The organism is Tenacibaculum aestuariivivum (genome assembly GCF_964507685.1).
Classification (GTDB): Bacteria; Bacteroidota; Bacteroidia; order Flavobacteriales; family Flavobacteriaceae; genus Polaribacter; species Polaribacter aestuariivivum.
In genome coordinates this window covers 304,547-323,785 of record NZ_OZ208414.1, presented here as the reverse complement: position 1 = coordinate 323,785, position 19,239 = coordinate 304,547, and the positions used below count along the sequence as shown (strand labels likewise).

The window sequence follows — 19,239 nt, the reverse complement described above, 5'->3', positions numbered from 1 at the left end:
AAATAAAAAAACTTAAAAAGTAAATAGTATAACTATTAATTACAAATAGTTTTTTTCAGTCGAATACCAAAATCAGCCAATGTTTTAATCTCTTTAACACCTGCTAATCGTTCTCTACCAATAACTAATAAACCTTTATTATTACCTTCAATATGATAATACTTGTTACTTTCAAAAAATAAAACAAGTTCATCTGTAAATAGTTTTTTAATTTCAGAAGGCTTTTTTCCAGAAAGATAAAAACGTTTAGAAAAATCAGGATGATTTTCAATATCAATATCTTTAAAACCAGCAAAGTGATAAATATATTCAAATATACCCTCTTTATCCAACGTAAACTCAGGCGTATATTTATCAATATCAATATACATCATGGTTACTTTAATTATTTGTTTAGCAATTAGTTCACCTTCAGAAAACTCTACATCAAACAACGTACAATTTTCGTTTGATAATATATTAGATACTTTACTTATTTGACGTGTTTTAAAATATCCAAAATCAGGAATTTCGGTAATATCTTCTTTAGGTAAAGCACTGTAGGTCCATTTTAAATCGTTAGAAATATTTTGTAACGATTTTTGTCTTTTAGTTAAATTTTTTCGTGAATTTAATATCTTATCTTTTTCAAATACTTCAACAACCAAAAGGGGAGTGTTTTTACGCAATGCAAACGGATGTTCACTTCTAGTTTTATATCCATCTAAGCCAATAACTTCAAAATATCCTCCTTTACGTTTAAAAGTTTCGGCGTAATTATTAAGGTTTTCCATTACTGAATGATCTATAAAATCACACAAAGAAAAATCAATAATAGCTTCTTCATTTTCAGGAATCTGATCTAATTTTTCTTTTAATTTTGTGAAATTTAAAAAACTAGAAAAATTTTTAACAGAAACATAGTATTTATCATCCTCTTTAAACATTAAAACATTTGGTTTTAATAAATTACGAACAAAAAACATACTATTTTTTTTGATGATAACATGAATAATAAAGGTTATAATAATTCCTGCTAAAATTCCCGTAATTAAATTTGTAGTAATAGTTGTAAAAAGAGTTACTAAAAATATAATTAACTGTTCTTTACCAATTTTAAATACTTTTATAATATTTTCAGGAGATGCTAATTTATAACCTGTATATACTAAAATTGCGGCTAATGCAGGTAATGGTATTTTGCGTAATTCAGTAGCAAAAAGTAAAATAAAAACAACTAAAAAAGTAGCATGAAAAAAATTTGCAGACTTGTTACTACCTTTGTTATTAACATTTACAGAGCTACGAGCAATTACTGTAACTACATTTAAACCACCTAAAAAACCACTAATTACGGTAGCTAATCCTAAAGCACGAATATCTTTATTAACATTAGAACGTCGTTTTAAGGTATCTAACTTATCTACAGCTTTAATGCTTAACAAGCTCTCTATACTAGCAATTAAAGTAATAGCTATTACGGCGTTTATAAACTCAAATTCATAAACCTTTCCAAAATCAGGAAAAGCAAAACTAGACAAAACATTATCAGGTAATTCAATCAATAAACTTTTATCAATAGGGTAGGTCGAAAGCGAAAATAAATCATAGTAATAATGCATACCAATACTTAAAACAACAATCCACATAGGAGCAGGAATTAATTGAAAATATTTATTACGTATTTTACTATAAAAAATCATTATTAATAAACTAATAACACCTATTAAACCAGCATAAAAAATACTTGTATTATCCGTTTGTATAAAATTTACAATTCCATTAGGCGCTTGTAAAAGCAAGTCTATAATACTTCCTTTAGCATGTAAATTACCTAACATTACATGTATTTGTTTAGCAAAAATACCAATACCAATAGCAGCAAGCATTCCTTGAATAGCTGAAGAAGGAAAGTAGTCACCCAAAGCTCCCATTCTAAGAAAACCAAGAATAACCATTATAATACCAGAAATAACAACGGCAGCTAATGTATACAAATATCCTTGATGCATATCACCGGCCCCCAAAGTAGTTATTGCAGCAAGTACAACCACAACTAATCCGTTACCTGGTCCTGTAATAGTTACATTAGAACCTCCTAAAATTGCAACTACAGTACCACCTACTATTGCAGCAATAACACCAGAAATTGGTGGAGCTCCTGAGGCTAAAGCTAACCCAAAACCTAAAGGAAGTGCTATTAATGATACTACAAAACCAGCAAAAATATTTTGTGGAATTTCACTTAAAAATGTTTTAAAACGTTTTCTTTTTCCCATTTACTTAACAATTAAAACATCGGTTGGTAATTCTGATAAAATATATTCGATATCATGAGGAAATATTCTATCTAAGATTTTTGTTTTTTTAGGAGCGCTTATTACTAATAAATCGGCTCTTTTTACTTTTGCATAATGTCCAATAGAGTAACCTCTACGACCAAAAATACTTTGTGTTTTTATTATAATATCATTTGTATTTATATTTTGTAGCATTTTATTAACACGTGCATCTTCACGTTTTTGCATGCGTTGCTTAATTAAAGTAGATTTTCTTAACGACACATCATCATTAACCTTTACATTTAATTCTGTTTGCCCAACTTCCTCTACAATAGTAACTCTTTTACAGCCTAATATTTTAGAAAAGTTAAAACCTGCTTTAATAGTAGCCTCAGTTTTTTCATTTTGTAAACCACTAATTACAATATGTTTACAATTAACCCTTTCAGTAGAAGGTTTTATAAGTAATAATACAGAGCAAGGAGCTTTACGAGTAAGTTTTCTGGCAATAGAACCTACGTAATATTTGTATATTTTTTCTTTTTGAAGTGCACCAAGTATTAATAAATCAACATTTTGAAGTATTACTATTTGTAAAATAACATCAACAGGTTTACCTTCTTGCCAAATTACTTTTAAAGGATGTTTTAATTTTGGAGTTTTAGTTAATAATTGTTGTAATTGTTTTTCTTTTTCTTCGGATTTTTTTCCAACATGAACCCCAATTAATTGAGCATTAAACATATTTGACAGCCTAATAGCTTCAAATAAGTTTGCTTTTAAATTAGGAGAAAAAGCAATTCCAATAAGTATGTTTTTGATCAAAGTATAATATTTAAACGTTCGAAGATATAATTTTCTTATTGTTAAAAAAAAAATTACTTTTACATAAAAGAATTTATATGATTGAATTAGCCGGGATTATTATACTTGGAATTTTAGCACAATGGTTTGCTTGGAAATTTAAGATTCCTGCAATTTTGCCTTTAATTTTAATTGGGTTATTGGTAGGGCCAATTGCAGCAGAGTTTTTAAGTGCAGATGGTGCTAAATGGATAGAACCAATATGGAATGGTGAAAAAGGACTTTTTCCTGGTCAAGGATTGTATTATTTTGTTTCATTATCTATAAGTATTATTCTTTTTGAAGGTGGGTTAACCTTAAGAAGAGATGAAATTAAAAATATAGGGCCCGTAATTACTAAATTAATAACTCTAGGTTCTAGTATTACTTTTTTTGGAGCAGGTATAATAGCACATTACACATTTAATTTAAGTTGGGAGTTATCATTTTTATTTTCAGGATTAATAATAGTGACAGGCCCTACTGTAATTACGCCTATTTTAAGGAATATTCCACTAAAAAAAGATGTATCAGCCGTGTTAAAATGGGAAGGTATTTTAATAGATCCTATTGGTGCGTTAGTAGCTGTACTTGTTTTTGAGTTTATTAGTGTTGGTGGTGGCGCTGGATTTACACAAACAGCCTTGTTAGAGTTTTTAAAAATTATTTTATTCGGGTCTACTTTTGGTTTTACATTTGCGCATGCTTTAATATTTATAATAAACAAAAAATGGGTACCTCATTATTTATTAAATGTAGTTTCTTTATCTACCGTTCTTTTAGTTTTTGTAGAATCTGAACTATTTGCTCATGAATCAGGTTTATTAGCTGTTGTAGTAATGGGAATGGTTTTAGGAAATAGTAAATTAAAAAACTTAAAAGAAATTCTTTACTTTAAAGAATCGCTAAGTGTTTTATTAATTTCAATACTATTTATACTGTTAGCAGCAAATATGGATATTAAAGAGTTAATGTTGTTATATAGATGGGATACTTTAATTCTCTTTGCATTAATTGTATTTATTATTAGGCCTTTAGCCGTTTTTATTAGTACATATAACTCAAATTTAAAAATTAATGAGAAACTTTTTATAAGCTGGGTAGGACCTAGGGGTATTGTTGCTGCTGGTATTGCTTCATTATTTGGTAGTAAGTTACTTAAACAAGGTGTTGAAGGTGCTGAATACATAACACCACTTGTTTTTATGGTTGTTTTAGGAACTGTTTTATTAAACGCAACCACAGCACGATTATTTGCTAAAGGAGTAGGGGTGTTTTTAAAACGATCAAATGCTATTATGATTATTGGAGCTTCTGATTTAGCACGACTTATAGCGTTGTATTTAAAGAAAAATAATAGAAGAGTAGTTATTATAGATTCTAATAAAGATAATGTTGAAAAGGCTCAAAAAGAAGGTTTAGAATCTTTTGAAGCTAATGTTTATGATGATGAATTAACAAATAATATTGAATTAAATGATGTAGGATATTTGTTAGCTTTAACAGGTAGCGATTCTATAAATAAACATGCAATATCAAATTTTTCATCTGTTTTTGGAGAACAAGGTGCATATCGTTTAGCTAGCTCGCAAGAAGTTATTACTAAAGAATATGAAAATAAAGATCAATTATTTACCATTCAAGATGATTATTTAAATTTAATGGAATCAGTAAGAGAATTTCCAGAAATTCATGAAACACCAATAAACTCTATAGAGGAATATAAAAAGAAGATAAACGAGATATATACAGAGTTAAAATCAATCCCCATTTTTGTAAAAAACAAGAGTAATAAAATTTTATTAATAGCTGAGTTTGAAAAAAATGTAACTGTAATTGAAGATTGGCAGTTAGTTTATGTTGGTAAACAATTAAAAATCTAAGCCAAAAGTATTTTTTAATTTTTCTATTAAAGGATTTATTTCCTTTAGTTTCTTGTATTTTTCTTGAGGAGTGTAAGCAAATTTTTTCTCTACGGTTTCATTAACAATAACATCAATCTGAATTCCGTAATTGTTTAGCTCTTCTCGTAAAAATCTAATAAGTTTAGGTTTTCCTCGTTCTAGTTGCGATTTCATCAGGTCATTAGGAAGCGAAAATATAATAGTATTTGTTTTATCTAATAAAGGTTGACTAGAAGCTAAAATAGCAGCAATACTACGTTCACCTAATTCTTGTAATTTAAAATAGTACCTTTTCCAAACTTCTTTTAGTTCTTCATGAGTAAAAGGTGTTCTTGGGTGGTTTTCAAAATTTTCATCATCATCAGACATACTTTTAATAGTTGTTTTCTGATGAATACTTTTTAATGATAAAGCTGAAGTACGGCGTTTAATATTTTTTAATAAAGGCTTTTTTGATATAGCAGGAGGAATAACTATTGGTGCTTTTACTGTAGCTTTTTTTGCTATTATATTTTCAGGAGTGTTACTAGCAATATTTATTTTTTTTTTGCTTACAGATGGAGATAAAGAGGTGAAAAAAGTAGCAGGAATTATGTAGTTGCTAGATTTTTTTTTTGCTCCATCAAAATTGATAGAGGCTATTTGCATTAAGGTTAATTCTACCAGCAATCGTTGATTTTTACTTCCACGATATTTTAAATCGCAATCATTAGCTTTATCAATAGCAGTAAGTAAAAACTGCATATCTGCTTTTTTTGATTGCTCAAAATATTTCTTTTTAGTATTATCGCCAACTTCAAGTAAAGTAATTGTAGCAGCATCTTTGGCTACCAATAAATCTCTAAAATGCGAAGCTAATCCGTTTATAAAATGATGCCCTTCAAATCCTTTAGCTAAAACAGTGTTAAAAGCCATTAAAATTTGCGGAATCTTATTTTCTATCAATAAGTCAGTAATGTTAAAGTATACATCATAATCTAAAACATTCAAGTTTTGTGTAACTGCTTCACGAGTAAGATTACTACCTGAAAAACTTACAACTCTATCAAAAATAGATAAAGCATCACGCATGGCACCATCTGCTTTTTGAGCAATTACATGCAATGCATCATCATCAGCAGTAATATTTTCTTTGGCACATATTACTTTTAAATACTCCTTAGCATCTAGAACCCCAATACGCTTAAAGTCAAATATTTGACATCGAGATAATATAGTAGGTATAATTTTATGTTTTTCTGTGGTAGCTAATATAAAAATAGCATGTGCAGGTGGCTCTTCTAATGTTTTTAAAAAAGCATTAAAAGCAGCTTGCGAAAGCATATGAACTTCATCAATAATGTAAACCTTATATTTTCCTGTTTGTGGAGGGATACGTACTTGATCCGTTAAACTTCTTATATCATCAACAGAGTTGTTTGATGCTGCATCTAATTCAAAAATATTAAAAGCAAAATCTTCATTAGCATTAACAGCTGCATCTTCCTGGTTAATTCGTTTAGCCAATATACGTGCACAAGATGTTTTACCAACACCACGAGGACCTGTAAATAATAAAGCTTGCGCTAAGTGGTTGTTTTTTATAGCATTTTCTAACGTATTTGTTATGGCTTGTTGCCCAACTACATCTTCAAAAACTTGAGGACGATATTTACGTGCTGATACTATAAAATGTTCCATTAATTTGTACTGTTTATACTAACAAAAATATAAAACCTCTTTACAACACACAAACTATTTTCTAAAGGAAACATTAAAGTTGTAAACAATTGTAAAATTTCGTTTTATTAAACGACTAAGTTTTTATAAAATGGAAATTCATGAAAACTGTAAAACTAATAGCTTTAATATCAATGTTTTTTTCGATTATTCTTTCTTTAAGTTTTATTGATAAGGATTGTGATAAAAAAAACAACTCATTTTTAAATTCATCAAACAATATAAAGGTGGCTTATTTTGCAAGTGGTTGTTTTTGGTGTGTAGAAGCTATTTTTGAAAGTATAATAGGAGTAGAGGAGGCTGTTTCTGGTTACGCAGGTGGACACACAAAAAAACCGACTTATCAAAAAATAGGAACAGGAAGTACCGGTCATTCAGAAACAGTTGCGGTATATTATGATGCTAAAAAAGTAAGTTTTCAAACATTGGTTGATGTGTATTACGGATCTCATAATCCAACAACAAAAAATGGACAGCATCCTGATTATGGTTCACAGTATCGATCGATAGCTTTTTATAATACATCCAAAGAAAAAGAAGTAATAGAAAGGACTATCAAAAAATTAAATAAAGAAGTTTATAAAGGCAAAATAGTAACAGAAGTTATAAAATTTACTAAATTTTATCCTGCCGAAGCATATCATCAAAATTACGAACGTTTACATCCTGAAAACGGGTATGTAAAAAATGTTTCTATTCCGAGGTTAAATAAATTTAAACGAAAATTTCCTGAATTACTAAAAAAAAGGTAAACATTAGTTTTTCAAAAGAACATAAAAAAACTCCTCAATTTATTGAGGAGTTTTAAATTAAAATTATTAAATTTTAATCACTTTAATTATTGATGCTTCAACTGTAATAGGAAAAACAACTTCTATATCTGTATCTCCACCAGCGTTAGTAATATCTCCTTCTTTAACACCTGCTCCAGATTTATTTGGCTCATGCTTTAAAGTAATTACATAAGTTCCTTCACCAGCTTCACTTGTTTGAATTGTAAATTTAATTCCTACTGGATTTCCTTCTGAATCATTATCACCTGCATAAGTAAATGTACTAGAAAGATCTGTTGCACTGTAAAAAAATTGGTGTTCATCAGCTTCTTCAGCAACCTCTTCAGTAATATCTTCAGATTCATTTAATAAAGTAATAACACCATTATAAGTAGTATTTGCTTTTAAAGTACCACCAGTTATTACAGGTGCATCTCCTAAATCACCATCTAAATCAACACTTTTAAGAGTAACAGTGTTATTTGTTCCATCCTCTGTTAAAACAACGTTCATTGTTGTAATAACTTCTTCTTCATGTATTTGTTCTGGATGATCATCATCTGAACAAGAAGTTAAAGCTAATGTGAAAATACTTAAGATTGAAAATAATTTGATAAATTTCATAATTTTAATAATTAATTTTAATTTGAATGTTAAAGTTTCTTCCTAAATCGTCGCTAAAGTAGCGTAGTTTGTTTAAATAATTTCTATATGAGGTATTTAGTATATTATCTACCGAAAAAGTTAAATCTACATTAGTTTCCGATAAATTAAACTTTATACCTGATGAAAAATTTAATAAGTGGTAAGCATTAGGTGGTGTGCTAATATCAACAAGTTCATTAGTATTTGTTTGAGGTATGTAAACTTCAAAATTATTATTAGGTAAGTTGTTTTGTTTAGCATTAAATTCGCTTTCAACTGTAGCATAAAAACCATGCCACATAGCTTTGTTAAAAGTTAATTGCGTTACCGTTTTAAAAGGAGGAATGTCAACAAGGTCACGTTTGTTGCTTGTGTCTTTTCCTCTAAGAAACGATGATTTATTACTAATACTTATATTATTATTAAATTGGTAATCAACATTTGTGTCAATCCCAAATAACTGGGCATTAACTTGTTTATAACTCCAAGTAACAAAAGTACCACGTAGTGTTTGCCTTGTTCCAGAAGGCTCTATATAAATAAAGTCTTTTATATGATTGAAAAAACCTTCAAGAGAAAAGTTAACTTTTTTATGGTTAAACTTATAAGTAGCAGAAAATCTGTTTGACGTTTCTGGTTGAATACGTAAATCTCCTAATTCAATTCTAGCTGCAGAATGATGTAAACCATCACTAAATAATTCTGAAGCATTAGGTGCTCTGTTTGCTAATCCGTAATTAGCAATTAAAGCACTTTTTTTATTAATGTTATAAGAAATACCTAAAGACGTTGAAATGTTATGGTATGTAAAAATAGGATTAGCTAATAATTGAGAACCTTGTACGTTATCATCAATTATAACATGGTTAAAACTATTTTGATAACCAGCATTATTCCAATCAGACTTATAGTAAAACTTTTTAGCATTAATACGATCGAAATCATACCTAATAGCTGCAGATACTAATACATCATTAAATTTAAAATTACCAATTCCATACGTACTTAAACTATACTTATTGTAATCAGGTATTATTCTTTTTACTTTGGTTATAGGGTCAGTATAATTATTTTGATAATTACCAGAAACGCCAAATTTATAGGTTCTTAAAGATTTAGCATCTAATTTCATATCTGCTCTAAAAGAATGAGTTGTTAATAATAAATCAGTAGCTTGTAAGTTTTTTTTGTCACCTCTTCGTATATCAAACTCTAACCTGTTGTTTCTCTGAAAATCATATTGTAATGATAATTTACCTAAACCTTTAAAGCGTTTATAAAAACTACTTTTAAAAAGTTGATGTGTTACTTTTTGCTTAGGATTATTTATTGAATAACTAAAATCTTTAATTATTAATGGAGTATTACTATTTATAGCATTTTTTAAATCAGATGCATTACCTACATGAGAAGCACTTAAAATTCCTATTTTATTTGTTAAATGACTATAAAAAAGTTCAAAACCTTTATTAAACTTTTTGTAACCTGTAGCAAAAGTAAATGCTTTCGCATCTATTCCTGTATTTGACAAATAATAATCAGGAGCTTTAAAATCACCTGATCTTTTGTAAGAAGCTTGACCATTAAAATACCAGCCTTTTGCATAATTTTTTTGCATACTAGTACTAAGGTTAAAAAGTCTTCCATTTGATTGCTGAGAAAGAATTGTTTTACCATATAAAGTATCTTTATTAATGATAACTTTTGCAGGATTAACAATAACAACACCTCCTATAGCATCTCCACCATATTGTAATGCATTTGCTCCTTTTATTACTGAAACTGTTTCGGCTGCATTTATATCAATATTAGGAGCGTGTTCTATACCCCATTCCTGATCGTGCAAACGAACATTATTAAAAGAAATAAGCACTCTACTACTATGTAAACCGTTTATAACTGGTTTAATAATTGTATTTCCTGTGTTAATAGAAGATACACCTGCGATATCTTTTATAGCATCACCTAAACTACCAGCACTGAATTTTTCTAAAGTTTGAGTAGTTATTAAGTTTTCTTGTGAGCTTTTAGTTTTCAAACCTGTTTTAACCTTTATACTTACTTCATTTAATTCTTCTAAATGATGTTCTAAATCAATTATTTGATAAAGACTTTTATTGATGTTAAAAGTTAAAACTTTGGGCTCACAAGCTAAGTGAGACACTTCAACAGTAATAGTACCTTTGCATAGGTTATTAATAGTGAACTTACCATCAACATCGGTAGTTGTATACTTATTTTGATTTTTTATAAAAACTGTTGCACCAACTATTGGTGATTTATCATGGAAGTCATCCACTAAGCCAGATAATGTATACACACAATTTTGCGCTACTGTTAACAAAGAAAAACTCAATAACAATAAAATTAGAACAATATATTTAAAGTTCATTTTAATTTTAGTTATAATAATTGAATAAAAAGATTTACGTAATTATAACAAACTAGGCGGTGCCCGTGATGATTTATGTGAAGAAAATATTGAATTAAATTGCTTAGACTTTTTAACAGCTTTTTTTACAAAGTATTTTATAGTAAATAGTTGATAATTACTTTCTAAATTAAAATAATTTTTTTCTAATTGTAGGTGAAAATCATCACAGTTACCTTCTAATTCATGTAAATGTTGTTCTGTTTTAGAAGTACAGGTAATATGCTCATGATCACCAAAAAAATCGTGTGAAGCCTTTACTAATGTTGGTGCTAGCAACAATAGTAATAATAAAAGGGCTATATGTTTTTTTAAAGTGAACATAATTAAATGCTTGCAAATATATAAAAAAATAAGCCTAGTTAAAATTTTAACTGGGCTTATTTTTTTATATTTAGAGTAATAGTACTTATTTTTTTGAACTACCCCGCATTTTCATGTTTAACATTTCTACTATTAAAGAAAATGTAATAGCAAAGTATAAATACCCTTTAGGTACGGTACCTATTTCTTCTCCAAATAATTTTGCATGTGATAAGTGAGCACCTTCAGCAATTAACATAAACCCAATTAATATTAAAAACGATAAACCTAACATTTGAATAGTTGGATGTTTATTAACAAATTTACCAACAGGATTAGCAAATAACATCATAATAATCATTGATAAAACTACTGAAGCAATCATAATAATCATAGCACCTTCAACACCATTAGTCATACCAACAGCAGTTAAAATAGAATCAAAAGAAAAAACAATATTGATTAAAGTTATTTGAATAATTGCTTGACCTAAAGTATATCCTTTTTGAGGTTTACCATCATTTTCATCTTCACTAAAGCCTTCAACCTTATGGTGTATTTCTTTGGTACTTTTATATAGTAAAAAAAGACCTCCTATAAATAAAATTAATGCTTGCCCTGTAAAACCTGCTTTAAACCATGATAAATCTATGTGAAAAAATGGGGCATTCATTGCAATTAATAAAGAAATACCAAAAAGTAAGGCAATACGTAAAAACATAGCTAATACTAAACCAATATTAGTGGCTTTTTTTTGTAATTTTTCAGGAAGCTTATTAGCTGCTATAGATATAAATATAATATTATCAATACCTAAAACAATTTCTAAAAATGTTAATGTAACTAAAGCTCCCCAAGTGTCTGCTTGTAAAAAAATTTCCATCATTTTATTTTACTTTATATACGGTTCCATTTTGTTTAAATTTTGAGTATCCAATTCGTGCAGTAAAACTATAAGAACTATCCGTTACTTTAGTAATTTGCACAAATATAGGATCTTTATCTAAATCGGTTTTTGGGTTTTTCATTCGTAATGAATATGCAAAACTGTTTTTCCAAATAATAGAAAGTGTATCAATATGTTCTTCTTCCTTTTCAGTAATTAAACCGTTAGAAGAAACACTTATTTTTTTAGTGTATTTTTCAATTTGTAAACTATCTGTTCTTACAATAGTTGTTTTTCCATAATTATCACTACCAGGTATTTCAAAAGTACCATATTTGAAACGAGTAGGATCTCCTTTTTTTTCAGAGTTACATGATAAAACTAAAAAAACGACTAAAAAAATAAGTGAATATTTCATTAAATTCCTGTATAATTAGCTGGTGTAATTGCCTTTAATTCTTCTTTAATTTCAGATGAAACCTCTAAAGTATCAATGAAATTAGCAATTGATTTTTGATTGATTTTTTCGTTCGTACGTGTCAATCCTTTTAAAGCTTCGTAAGGATTAGGATATGCTTCTCGACGTAATATTGTTTGAATAGCTTCTGCTACAACTGCCCAGTTATTTTCTAAATCTTCGGCAAATTTCGATTCATTTAATAATAACTTGTTCAATCCTTTTAAAGTAGATGAAAAAGCAATTAAAGTATGTCCAAAAGGAACACCTACATTACGTAAAACAGTACTATCTGTTAAATCACGTTGTAATCTTGATATTGGTAATTTAGCTGATAAATGCTCAAAAATAGCGTTTGCTAAACCTAAGTTTCCTTCAGAATTTTCAAAATCGATAGGATTTACCTTATGTGGCATTGCTGATGAGCCAACTTCACCTGCTTTAATTTTTTGTTTGAAATAGTCGTTTGAAACGTAGGTCCAAACATCTCTATCTAAATCAATTAAAATATTATTTACACGTTTTAAACCATCGTATAAAGCAGCCATATGGTCATAATGCTCTATTTGAGTTGTTGGGAAAGAGTGGTGTAAACCTAAAATATCTTCAACAAAATGAGTTCCGAAGTTTTTCCAGTCGATATCTTTATACGCTACTTTATGTGCGTTAAAGTTACCTGTTGCTCCACCAAATTTAGCAGCGTGAGGCGTGTGTTGTATGTGTATTGCTTGATTATTAATACGCTCTACAAAAACAAAAAACTCTTTTCCTAAACGAGTAGGAGAAGCTGGTTGTCCGTGCGTACGTGCTAACATTGGAATATGATCCCATTCTTCAGCTAAATCGGCTAATTTAGAAACTAAACCATCTAAAGCAGGATAATAAACTTCATCCATAGCATCTTTAATAGATAATGGAATTGCAGTATTATTAATGTCTTGAGAAGTTAATCCGAAGTGAATAAATTCTTTATATTTTTGTAATTCTAATTTATCAAATTCTTCTTTGATAAAATATTCAACAGCTTTTACATCATGATTTGTAATTGCTTCAATATCTTTAATTTTCTGAGCATTTTCAGTAGAAAAATCCTCATAAATTTTACGTAAATTAGGATATAATTCTTTGTTGAAATCAGCTAATTGAGGTAAAGGAATTTCACATAAAGCAATAAAATACTCTATTTCAACTTTTACTCTGTATTTAATTAAAGCTTCTTCAGAAAAATAGTTTGCTAAATTGGCTATTTTATTACGGTATCTTCCATCAATAGGAGAGATTGCGTTCAATTGTGTTAAGTTCATCTTTTGTAGTTGTGTTGTACCCCGCAAAAATAGAAAATCCTATTCTTTTATGACTGATTAATACTAGGAAATTTAAAGGAAACCTTTACGTTTTATCAAATTTAACGAATTTAAACATTCCTTTTTTATCAGTATTTGCTGTAATTTATGATTTTAGTCATAATTTACTAACTCATAAAAAGATACTTTTGTATCTTATTAGATAAATAAAATGGATAAGAAAGAAATTGAAAATAGAGAAGATGTTTATTTATTAGTATCAACTTTTTATGATAAAATTAAAGCGGATGATTTTATAGGTCCTATTTTTTTAAAAAGAATTCCTGCGGATACTTGGGAAAGTCACTTGCAAAAATTAACCGATTTTTGGGAATCAAATCTTTTTTTCGTTCGAAAATTTAAAGGAAATCCGATGAAAGTTCATAAAGATGTCGATAAAGATTTTAATCACAGTATTTCTCAAGAACATTTTGGTAGATGGTTGCAATTATGGTTTGAAACTTTGGATGCTAATTTTTATGGAGCCAAAGCTAATGAAGCTAAAGAAAGAGCTAGAAACATAGCTTCTATGCTATTTTTTAAAATGTTTGAAGCAAAACCTAAAAAAAACAACTTATAATTATATACTCTAATCAATTTTTATTGATAGCTTTTTTTATCTTCACAAATTAAAATATTTTTAGTGGAAAAATTAACTATCATATATATTGTTTTAGCTATTTTATTAAGTGCTGCAATCGCTTTTTTTCAATATTTTTATAAAACAAAAAAAAAATCTAGAATAAACAAGCTACTTTTCATTTTAAAAACGTTGAGTTTATTTTTATTGTTGATTTTGTTTGTCAATCCAAAAATAAAAACAATTGAAATAGAAAATATTAAACCTGTTTTAAGTGTTTTGGTAGATAATTCATTATCAATAAAACATTTTAAAGAAGAAGTAAAAGTATTTAATATTATAAAAGAGATAAAGGAATCTAAAAAAATAGCCAACAAGTTTGATGTTGAATTTTTATCTTTTGGAAATACTACCTCTGTTTTAGATAGCTTATTATTTTTAGATACATCAACCAATATTACGCAAGCAATAAACTCAGTAAATGAGTTGCAAAATGAACGTTTAAACGCAACAATTGTAATAACAGATGGAAATCAAACAACAGGAAGTGATTATGAATACTTAACTTCAAAAAATAAAATATTTCCAGTTGTAGTTGGTGATACAACTTTATATAAAGATTTACAGATAACGCAATTAAACGTTAATAAATACAGTTATATTAAAAATAAATTTCCGGTAGAAGCTTTACTTTATTATGAAGGAAAAGAAAAAGTAAGTGCCACTTTTTCTATAACTAATAATAATAAAAAAGTGTTTTCTAAAAAACTAGAATTTTCTCCATTAAAACGAACACAAACTGTAGTAACTAATTTAACTTCGGATAAAAAAGGAGTTCAATATTATAAAACAGCTATTAGTAAAATTAATAACGAAAAAAACACTAAAAATAATTACAAAAATTTTTCAGTTGAAGTTATTGATGAACAAACAAAAGTATTAATACTAAGTGCTGTTTTACATCCTGATTTAGGAGCTATAAAAAAATCTATAGAAAGTAATAAACAACGAAAAGTTGATATTGCATTAATTAATAGTAAAAATATTAATTATAACGATTATCAATTTTTTGTTTTTTATCAACCAAATAATTCTTTTAAAAAAGTTTTTGAAAAAGTAATGTCTAATTACTTAATTGTATCAGGAACTAAAACATCTTGGAGTTTTTTAAATACACAAAATTTAGGTTTTAAAAAACACGTTATAAATCAGTCAGAAGCATATAGTGCTATTTACAATGCTAATTTTTCACCTTTTTTACAACCTAATATTGGCTTTAATAAATTTCCTCCATTGGATGATTTGTTTGGTGATGTAACATTAACAAATAATGCACAAGTGCTATTGTATCAAAAGTATGCAGGTGTTAAAACTACCGAGCCTTTGTTAGCTACCATTGAAAACAATAATAAAAAATATGCTGTTTTATTTGGTGAGGGCATTTGGAAATGGCGATCAGCAAGTTTTTTAAAAGAACAATCATTTGAAACTTTTGATTTATTTTTAGCAAATTTAGTTCAATATTTAGCCTCTAATAAAAAAAGAAAAAGATTAGATGTAAAAAGTGCACGTTTATACCCAGCAAATGATCCTATAAATATATCGGCATTTTATGTAGATAAAAATTATAAGTTTGATGCTAGAGCCTCGTTAGAAATAATGGTAACCAACACTACAACAAAAGTACAAAAAACAATTCCTTTTTCATTAGTCAATAATTCGTATCAAGTAGCTGTAGACGGTCTTTTACCAGGCAATTATTCGTATCAAGTTTCGGTAGTTAATCAAAAAACAAAAAGTTACGGAAAGTTTAAAATAACCGATTATCAAATAGAAGAACAGTTTACAAGTGCCAATTATAAAAAATTAAAAACTTTAGCTTTAAAAACAAAGGGAGCATTAATATATCCTAATAAAATAGAAGAATTATTAACACAATTATCTGAAGATAAATCATATTACACAGTTCAAAAATCTATAAATAAAAATAAAAATTTAATTGATTGGAGATGGATTTTAAGTATTATTATTCTATTATTTTCTATAGAATGGTTTATTAGAAAATACTATGGTAAAATATAATAAGGTGTTATAACAAATGCATTTCCTTGTTTTTAAAACTTATCTTTGAATTGTTTTTTTATTTTATGAAAATTAAGAAAAACAATAATAAATACATTTAAATTGAAAAATGACAGTAAAAAAAACAGTAGAACATAAACATAGTGGAATATTAGGTGAAAAAATAGAATTATATTTTGCTATTTTAAGTGGTACCTTCTTTTTTTTAGGGTTAATTTTAGATAAGCTAACCACCTTACCTAATAATTATGTTTTATTATGTTTTATTATTTCTATTATTTCTGGAGGCTGGTTTACTGTAATTGAAGCTTTTGAAAAAATAAAAAAAGGAGAATTTGAAATAGATTTTTTAATGCTAGCAGCAGCAGCAGGAGCTGCTTGTATAAATAAATGGGGTGAAGGTGCATTACTTTTATTTTTGTTTAGTTTAGGGCATGCTTTAGAACATTTTGCAATGAATAAAGCAAGAAAGTCAATAGAGGCTCTAGGTAAATTATCACCTAAAAAGGCATTAGTAAAACAAAATAATAAGCTTATTGAAGTATCGATTGATGAATTAAAATTAAATGATATAATTGTTATTAAACCAAATACCAAAATTGCAGCAGATGGTATTATTATTAAAGGATGTAGCAGTATTAATCAAGCATCTATAACAGGTGAAAGTATGCCTGTAGATAAAACAGCAATAACTTCTATACAAAATATAAAAAAGTATAAAGAGTTTAACCAAATTCCTATAGAAAATGTAGTATATACAGGAACAATTAATGGCGATAGTGTTTTAGAAGTTCAGGTTTTAAAACTAAGTAAAGATAGTACTATTTCTCGTTTAGTAAAAATGGTTAGTGAAGTTGAAACCAAAAAATCTCCTACACAATTAGTTACTAAAAAATTTGAAAAATGGTTTGTACCAATAGTAATTGTTTTAGTAATAACTTTATGTTTTGCTTATTTGGTTATTAATGAAACTTTTGAGCAGAGTTTTTATAGAGCAATTACTGTATTAATAGCAGCTAGTCCTTGTGCATTAGCAATTTCAACACCAAGCGCTGTACTAAGTGGTGTTGCTCGTGCTGCAAAAAGTGGTGTGTTGATAAAAGGAGGAAGAGCTTTAGAAGATTTAGGAAGTTTAACTACTATTGCTTTTGATAAAACAGGTACTTTAACAGAAGGAAAACCTAAACTTACTAATGCAATAGCATTTAATAATTTTGACAAAACCAAGTTTTTAGAATTAACATTAGAGGTTGAAGGATTAAGTAATCATCCATTAGCAAAAGCAATAGCTAAAGATATTGGAACACAATATGGGGTTGTAAGTAAAAATTATGCTTCAAATATTAAAGCTATCCAAGGAAAAGGGATTAGTGCAACTTATAAAAACGATACTGTTTTTATTGGAAATTCTAAACTAATGATTGATCAAAGTATTATTATTTCTGATAATATAGATTTGGTAATGAATAATTTATTATTAAATGGACATACAGCTATGTTAGTAGCTTATAAGCAACAAGTAATAGGATTGTTAAGTGTAATGGATCTACCTAGAGTAAATGCTAAAGAAACTTTAACACGTTTAAAAAAATTAGGGATAAAGAAAATGATAATGCTTACTGGAGATCATCAAAATGTAGCCAATTCTATAGCTTTACAAATAGGTTTAACAGGGGCTAAAGGTAATCTACTTCCTGAAGATAAAGTTATTGAAATTCAAAAATTAAAAACTCAAAATAATAAGGTGGCCATGGTTGGTGATGGTGTTAATGATGCTCCAGCAATGGCTAGCAGTACTGTTGGTATTGCTATGGCAGCGGCGGGTAGTGATGTTGCTTTAGAAACTGCTGATGTAGCATTAATGTCAGATCGAATAGATAAGTTACCATTTGTAATAGCTTTAAGTAGAAAATCAAAAATTATTATTAAGCAAAATATATGGATTAGTTTAGGGGTTGTAGCATTATTAATTCCAATAACATTATTTGGTTTAACATCAATAGGATATGCAGTATTAATTCATGAAGGGTCGACTTTAGTAGTTGTTTTAAACGCCTTACGTTTATTACAATTTAAGGAAGATTAATTGTACATTTGATACATTATAAATTTAAAGTTATAAAAATGAATAACAATAGTAGACAATTAGATTTTCAATTGCCAAAAGGTGGATTTCTTATAGGTATAGTGGCAGTAATTATAATTATAGTTTTTGTAAAATCAACAGTAACCATAAAATCTGGTCAAGCAGGTGTTTTATATAGAACGTTTGGAGGTGGTGTGGTAACAGATGAGCCACCAATGGGTGAAGGATTTCAAATAGTTGCTCCTTGGAATAAAGTTTTTATTTATGAAGTACGTCAGCAAGAAATATATGAAAAAATGCAAGTTCTATCATCAAATGGGTTAGAAATTCAATTAGAAGCTTCTGTTTGGTTTCAACCACAAGCTGAAAAAATAGGATCTTTACACAAAGAAAAAGGAGAAAACTATATTTCCAGAGTTATTCAGCCAGTAATTCGTTCAGCAGCTCGTAGTGTAGTAGGGCGTTATACACCTGAACAATTATACTCAAGTAAAAGAGATGTAATACAAGTTGAAATTTTTTCAGAAACTAAAAAAATTTTAGATCAACAATATATTCAATTAAATGAAGTATTGGTTAGAGATGTTACTTTACCATCAACAATTAAAATGGCAATTGAGCGTAAATTAAAACAAGAGCAAGAATCTTTGGAATATGAATTTAGATTAGTTACTGCTCAAAAAGAAGCTGAAAAGCAAATTATAGAAGCAAAAGGTAAAGCTGATGCTAATAAAATTTTAAGTGCTTCTTTAACTGACAAAATTTTACAAGATAAAGGTATTGAGGCTACTTTAAAGTTATCGCAATCACAAAATAGTAAGGTTGTATTAATTGGAGCAGGCAAAAGTGGCATGCCAATTATTTTAGGTAATCAATAAAAAAATAATAGTAAATTATTTAAAATAGCTTATTTTGAAGCTGTTTTT

The 19,239-nt window shown here is 27.9% G+C and carries 15 protein-coding genes; 6 read left to right on the top strand and 9 right to left on the bottom strand.

Going from position 1 to position 19,239, the window contains the following annotated elements; genetic code table 11:
• Positions 1-35: 35 nt before the first annotated feature.
• Positions 36-2,258: a SulP family inorganic anion transporter gene (locus ACN5J4_RS01295; RefSeq protein WP_418650363.1), complete on the bottom strand. Its 2,223-nt coding sequence runs from the start codon at positions 2,256-2,258 to the stop codon at positions 36-38.
• Positions 2,259-3,086, bottom strand: a complete 828-nt coding sequence (locus ACN5J4_RS01290; RefSeq protein ID WP_418650362.1) for a universal stress protein — start codon at positions 3,084-3,086, stop codon at positions 2,259-2,261.
• A gap of 77 nt (positions 3,087-3,163) precedes the next feature.
• Between ACN5J4_RS01290 and ACN5J4_RS01285 the strand changes: the two genes are divergently transcribed.
• Positions 3,164-4,987, top strand: coding sequence for a cation:proton antiporter (locus tag ACN5J4_RS01285; RefSeq protein WP_418650361.1), 1,824 nt, complete (start codon positions 3,164-3,166; stop codon positions 4,985-4,987).
• Here the strand turns inward: ACN5J4_RS01285 and dnaX are convergent.
• Positions 4,976-6,688, bottom strand: coding sequence for a DNA polymerase III subunit gamma/tau (dnaX, locus tag ACN5J4_RS01280; protein ID WP_418650360.1), 1,713 nt, complete (start codon positions 6,686-6,688; stop codon positions 4,976-4,978). The genes ACN5J4_RS01285 and dnaX overlap by 12 nt on opposite strands.
• Positions 6,689-6,828: 140 nt before the next feature.
• Between dnaX and msrA the strand changes: the two genes are divergently transcribed.
• The gene (gene msrA, locus ACN5J4_RS01275) at positions 6,829-7,479 is read left to right on the top strand and encodes a peptide-methionine (S)-S-oxide reductase MsrA (protein WP_418650359.1); all 651 of its coding nucleotides are present in this window, start codon (positions 6,829-6,831) and stop codon (positions 7,477-7,479) included.
• Positions 7,480-7,545: 66 nt separating this feature from the next.
• Here the strand turns inward: msrA and ACN5J4_RS01270 are convergent, their stop codons facing one another.
• The 6 genes from ACN5J4_RS01270 to purB all read right to left on the bottom strand — a co-directional run bounded on the left by ACN5J4_RS01270 (position 7,546) and on the right by purB (position 13,526).
• Positions 7,546-8,124 carry a type 1 periplasmic binding fold superfamily protein gene (locus ACN5J4_RS01270; protein ID WP_418650358.1) on the bottom strand — a complete coding sequence of 193 codons (579 nt, stop codon included), beginning with the start codon at positions 8,122-8,124 and terminating at the stop codon, positions 7,546-7,548.
• A gap of 4 nt (positions 8,125-8,128) precedes the next feature.
• A complete protein-coding gene (locus ACN5J4_RS01265) occupies positions 8,129-10,537 on the bottom strand; it encodes a TonB-dependent receptor (protein ID WP_418650357.1) in 2,409 nt (802 codons plus the stop codon).
• 42 nt (positions 10,538-10,579) lie between these two features.
• The gene (locus ACN5J4_RS01260; protein ID WP_418650356.1) at positions 10,580-10,900 is read right to left on the bottom strand and encodes a hypothetical protein; all 321 of its coding nucleotides are present in this window, start codon (positions 10,898-10,900) and stop codon (positions 10,580-10,582) included.
• An 85-nt stretch (positions 10,901-10,985) separates the two neighbouring features.
• Positions 10,986-11,765: a TerC family protein gene (locus ACN5J4_RS01255; protein WP_418650355.1), complete on the bottom strand. Its 780-nt coding sequence runs from the start codon at positions 11,763-11,765 to the stop codon at positions 10,986-10,988.
• Position 11,766: 1 nt separating this feature from the next.
• Entirely contained in the window at positions 11,767-12,183 is a 417-nt protein-coding gene (locus ACN5J4_RS01250) for a hypothetical protein (RefSeq protein WP_418650354.1), read from the bottom strand.
• Positions 12,183-13,526, bottom strand: coding sequence for an adenylosuccinate lyase (purB, locus tag ACN5J4_RS01245; protein WP_418650353.1), 1,344 nt, complete (start codon positions 13,524-13,526; stop codon positions 12,183-12,185). The genes ACN5J4_RS01250 and purB overlap by 1 nt, the downstream gene beginning before the upstream one ends.
• Before the next feature lie 211 nt (positions 13,527-13,737).
• Here purB and ACN5J4_RS01240 point away from each other — a divergent pair, with 211 nt between their 5' ends.
• The 4 genes from ACN5J4_RS01240 (at position 13,738) to ACN5J4_RS01225 (ending at position 19,191) form a co-directional block, all read left to right on the top strand.
• The gene (locus ACN5J4_RS01240; protein ID WP_418650352.1) at positions 13,738-14,145 is read left to right on the top strand and encodes a group III truncated hemoglobin; all 408 of its coding nucleotides are present in this window, start codon (positions 13,738-13,740) and stop codon (positions 14,143-14,145) included.
• Positions 14,146-14,337: 192 nt separating this feature from the next.
• Positions 14,338-16,227, top strand: coding sequence for a VWA domain-containing protein (locus ACN5J4_RS01235; protein WP_418650351.1), 1,890 nt, complete (start codon positions 14,338-14,340; stop codon positions 16,225-16,227).
• A 109-nt stretch (positions 16,228-16,336) separates the two neighbouring features.
• On the top strand, positions 16,337-18,313 hold the full coding sequence (locus ACN5J4_RS01230) for a heavy metal translocating P-type ATPase (RefSeq protein ID WP_418650350.1): 1,977 nt from the start codon (positions 16,337-16,339) through the stop codon (positions 18,311-18,313).
• 38 nt (positions 18,314-18,351) lie between these two features.
• On the top strand, positions 18,352-19,191 hold the full coding sequence (locus ACN5J4_RS01225; protein WP_418650349.1) for a prohibitin family protein: 840 nt from the start codon (positions 18,352-18,354) through the stop codon (positions 19,189-19,191).
• The last annotated feature ends 48 nt before the right edge of the window (positions 19,192-19,239 follow it).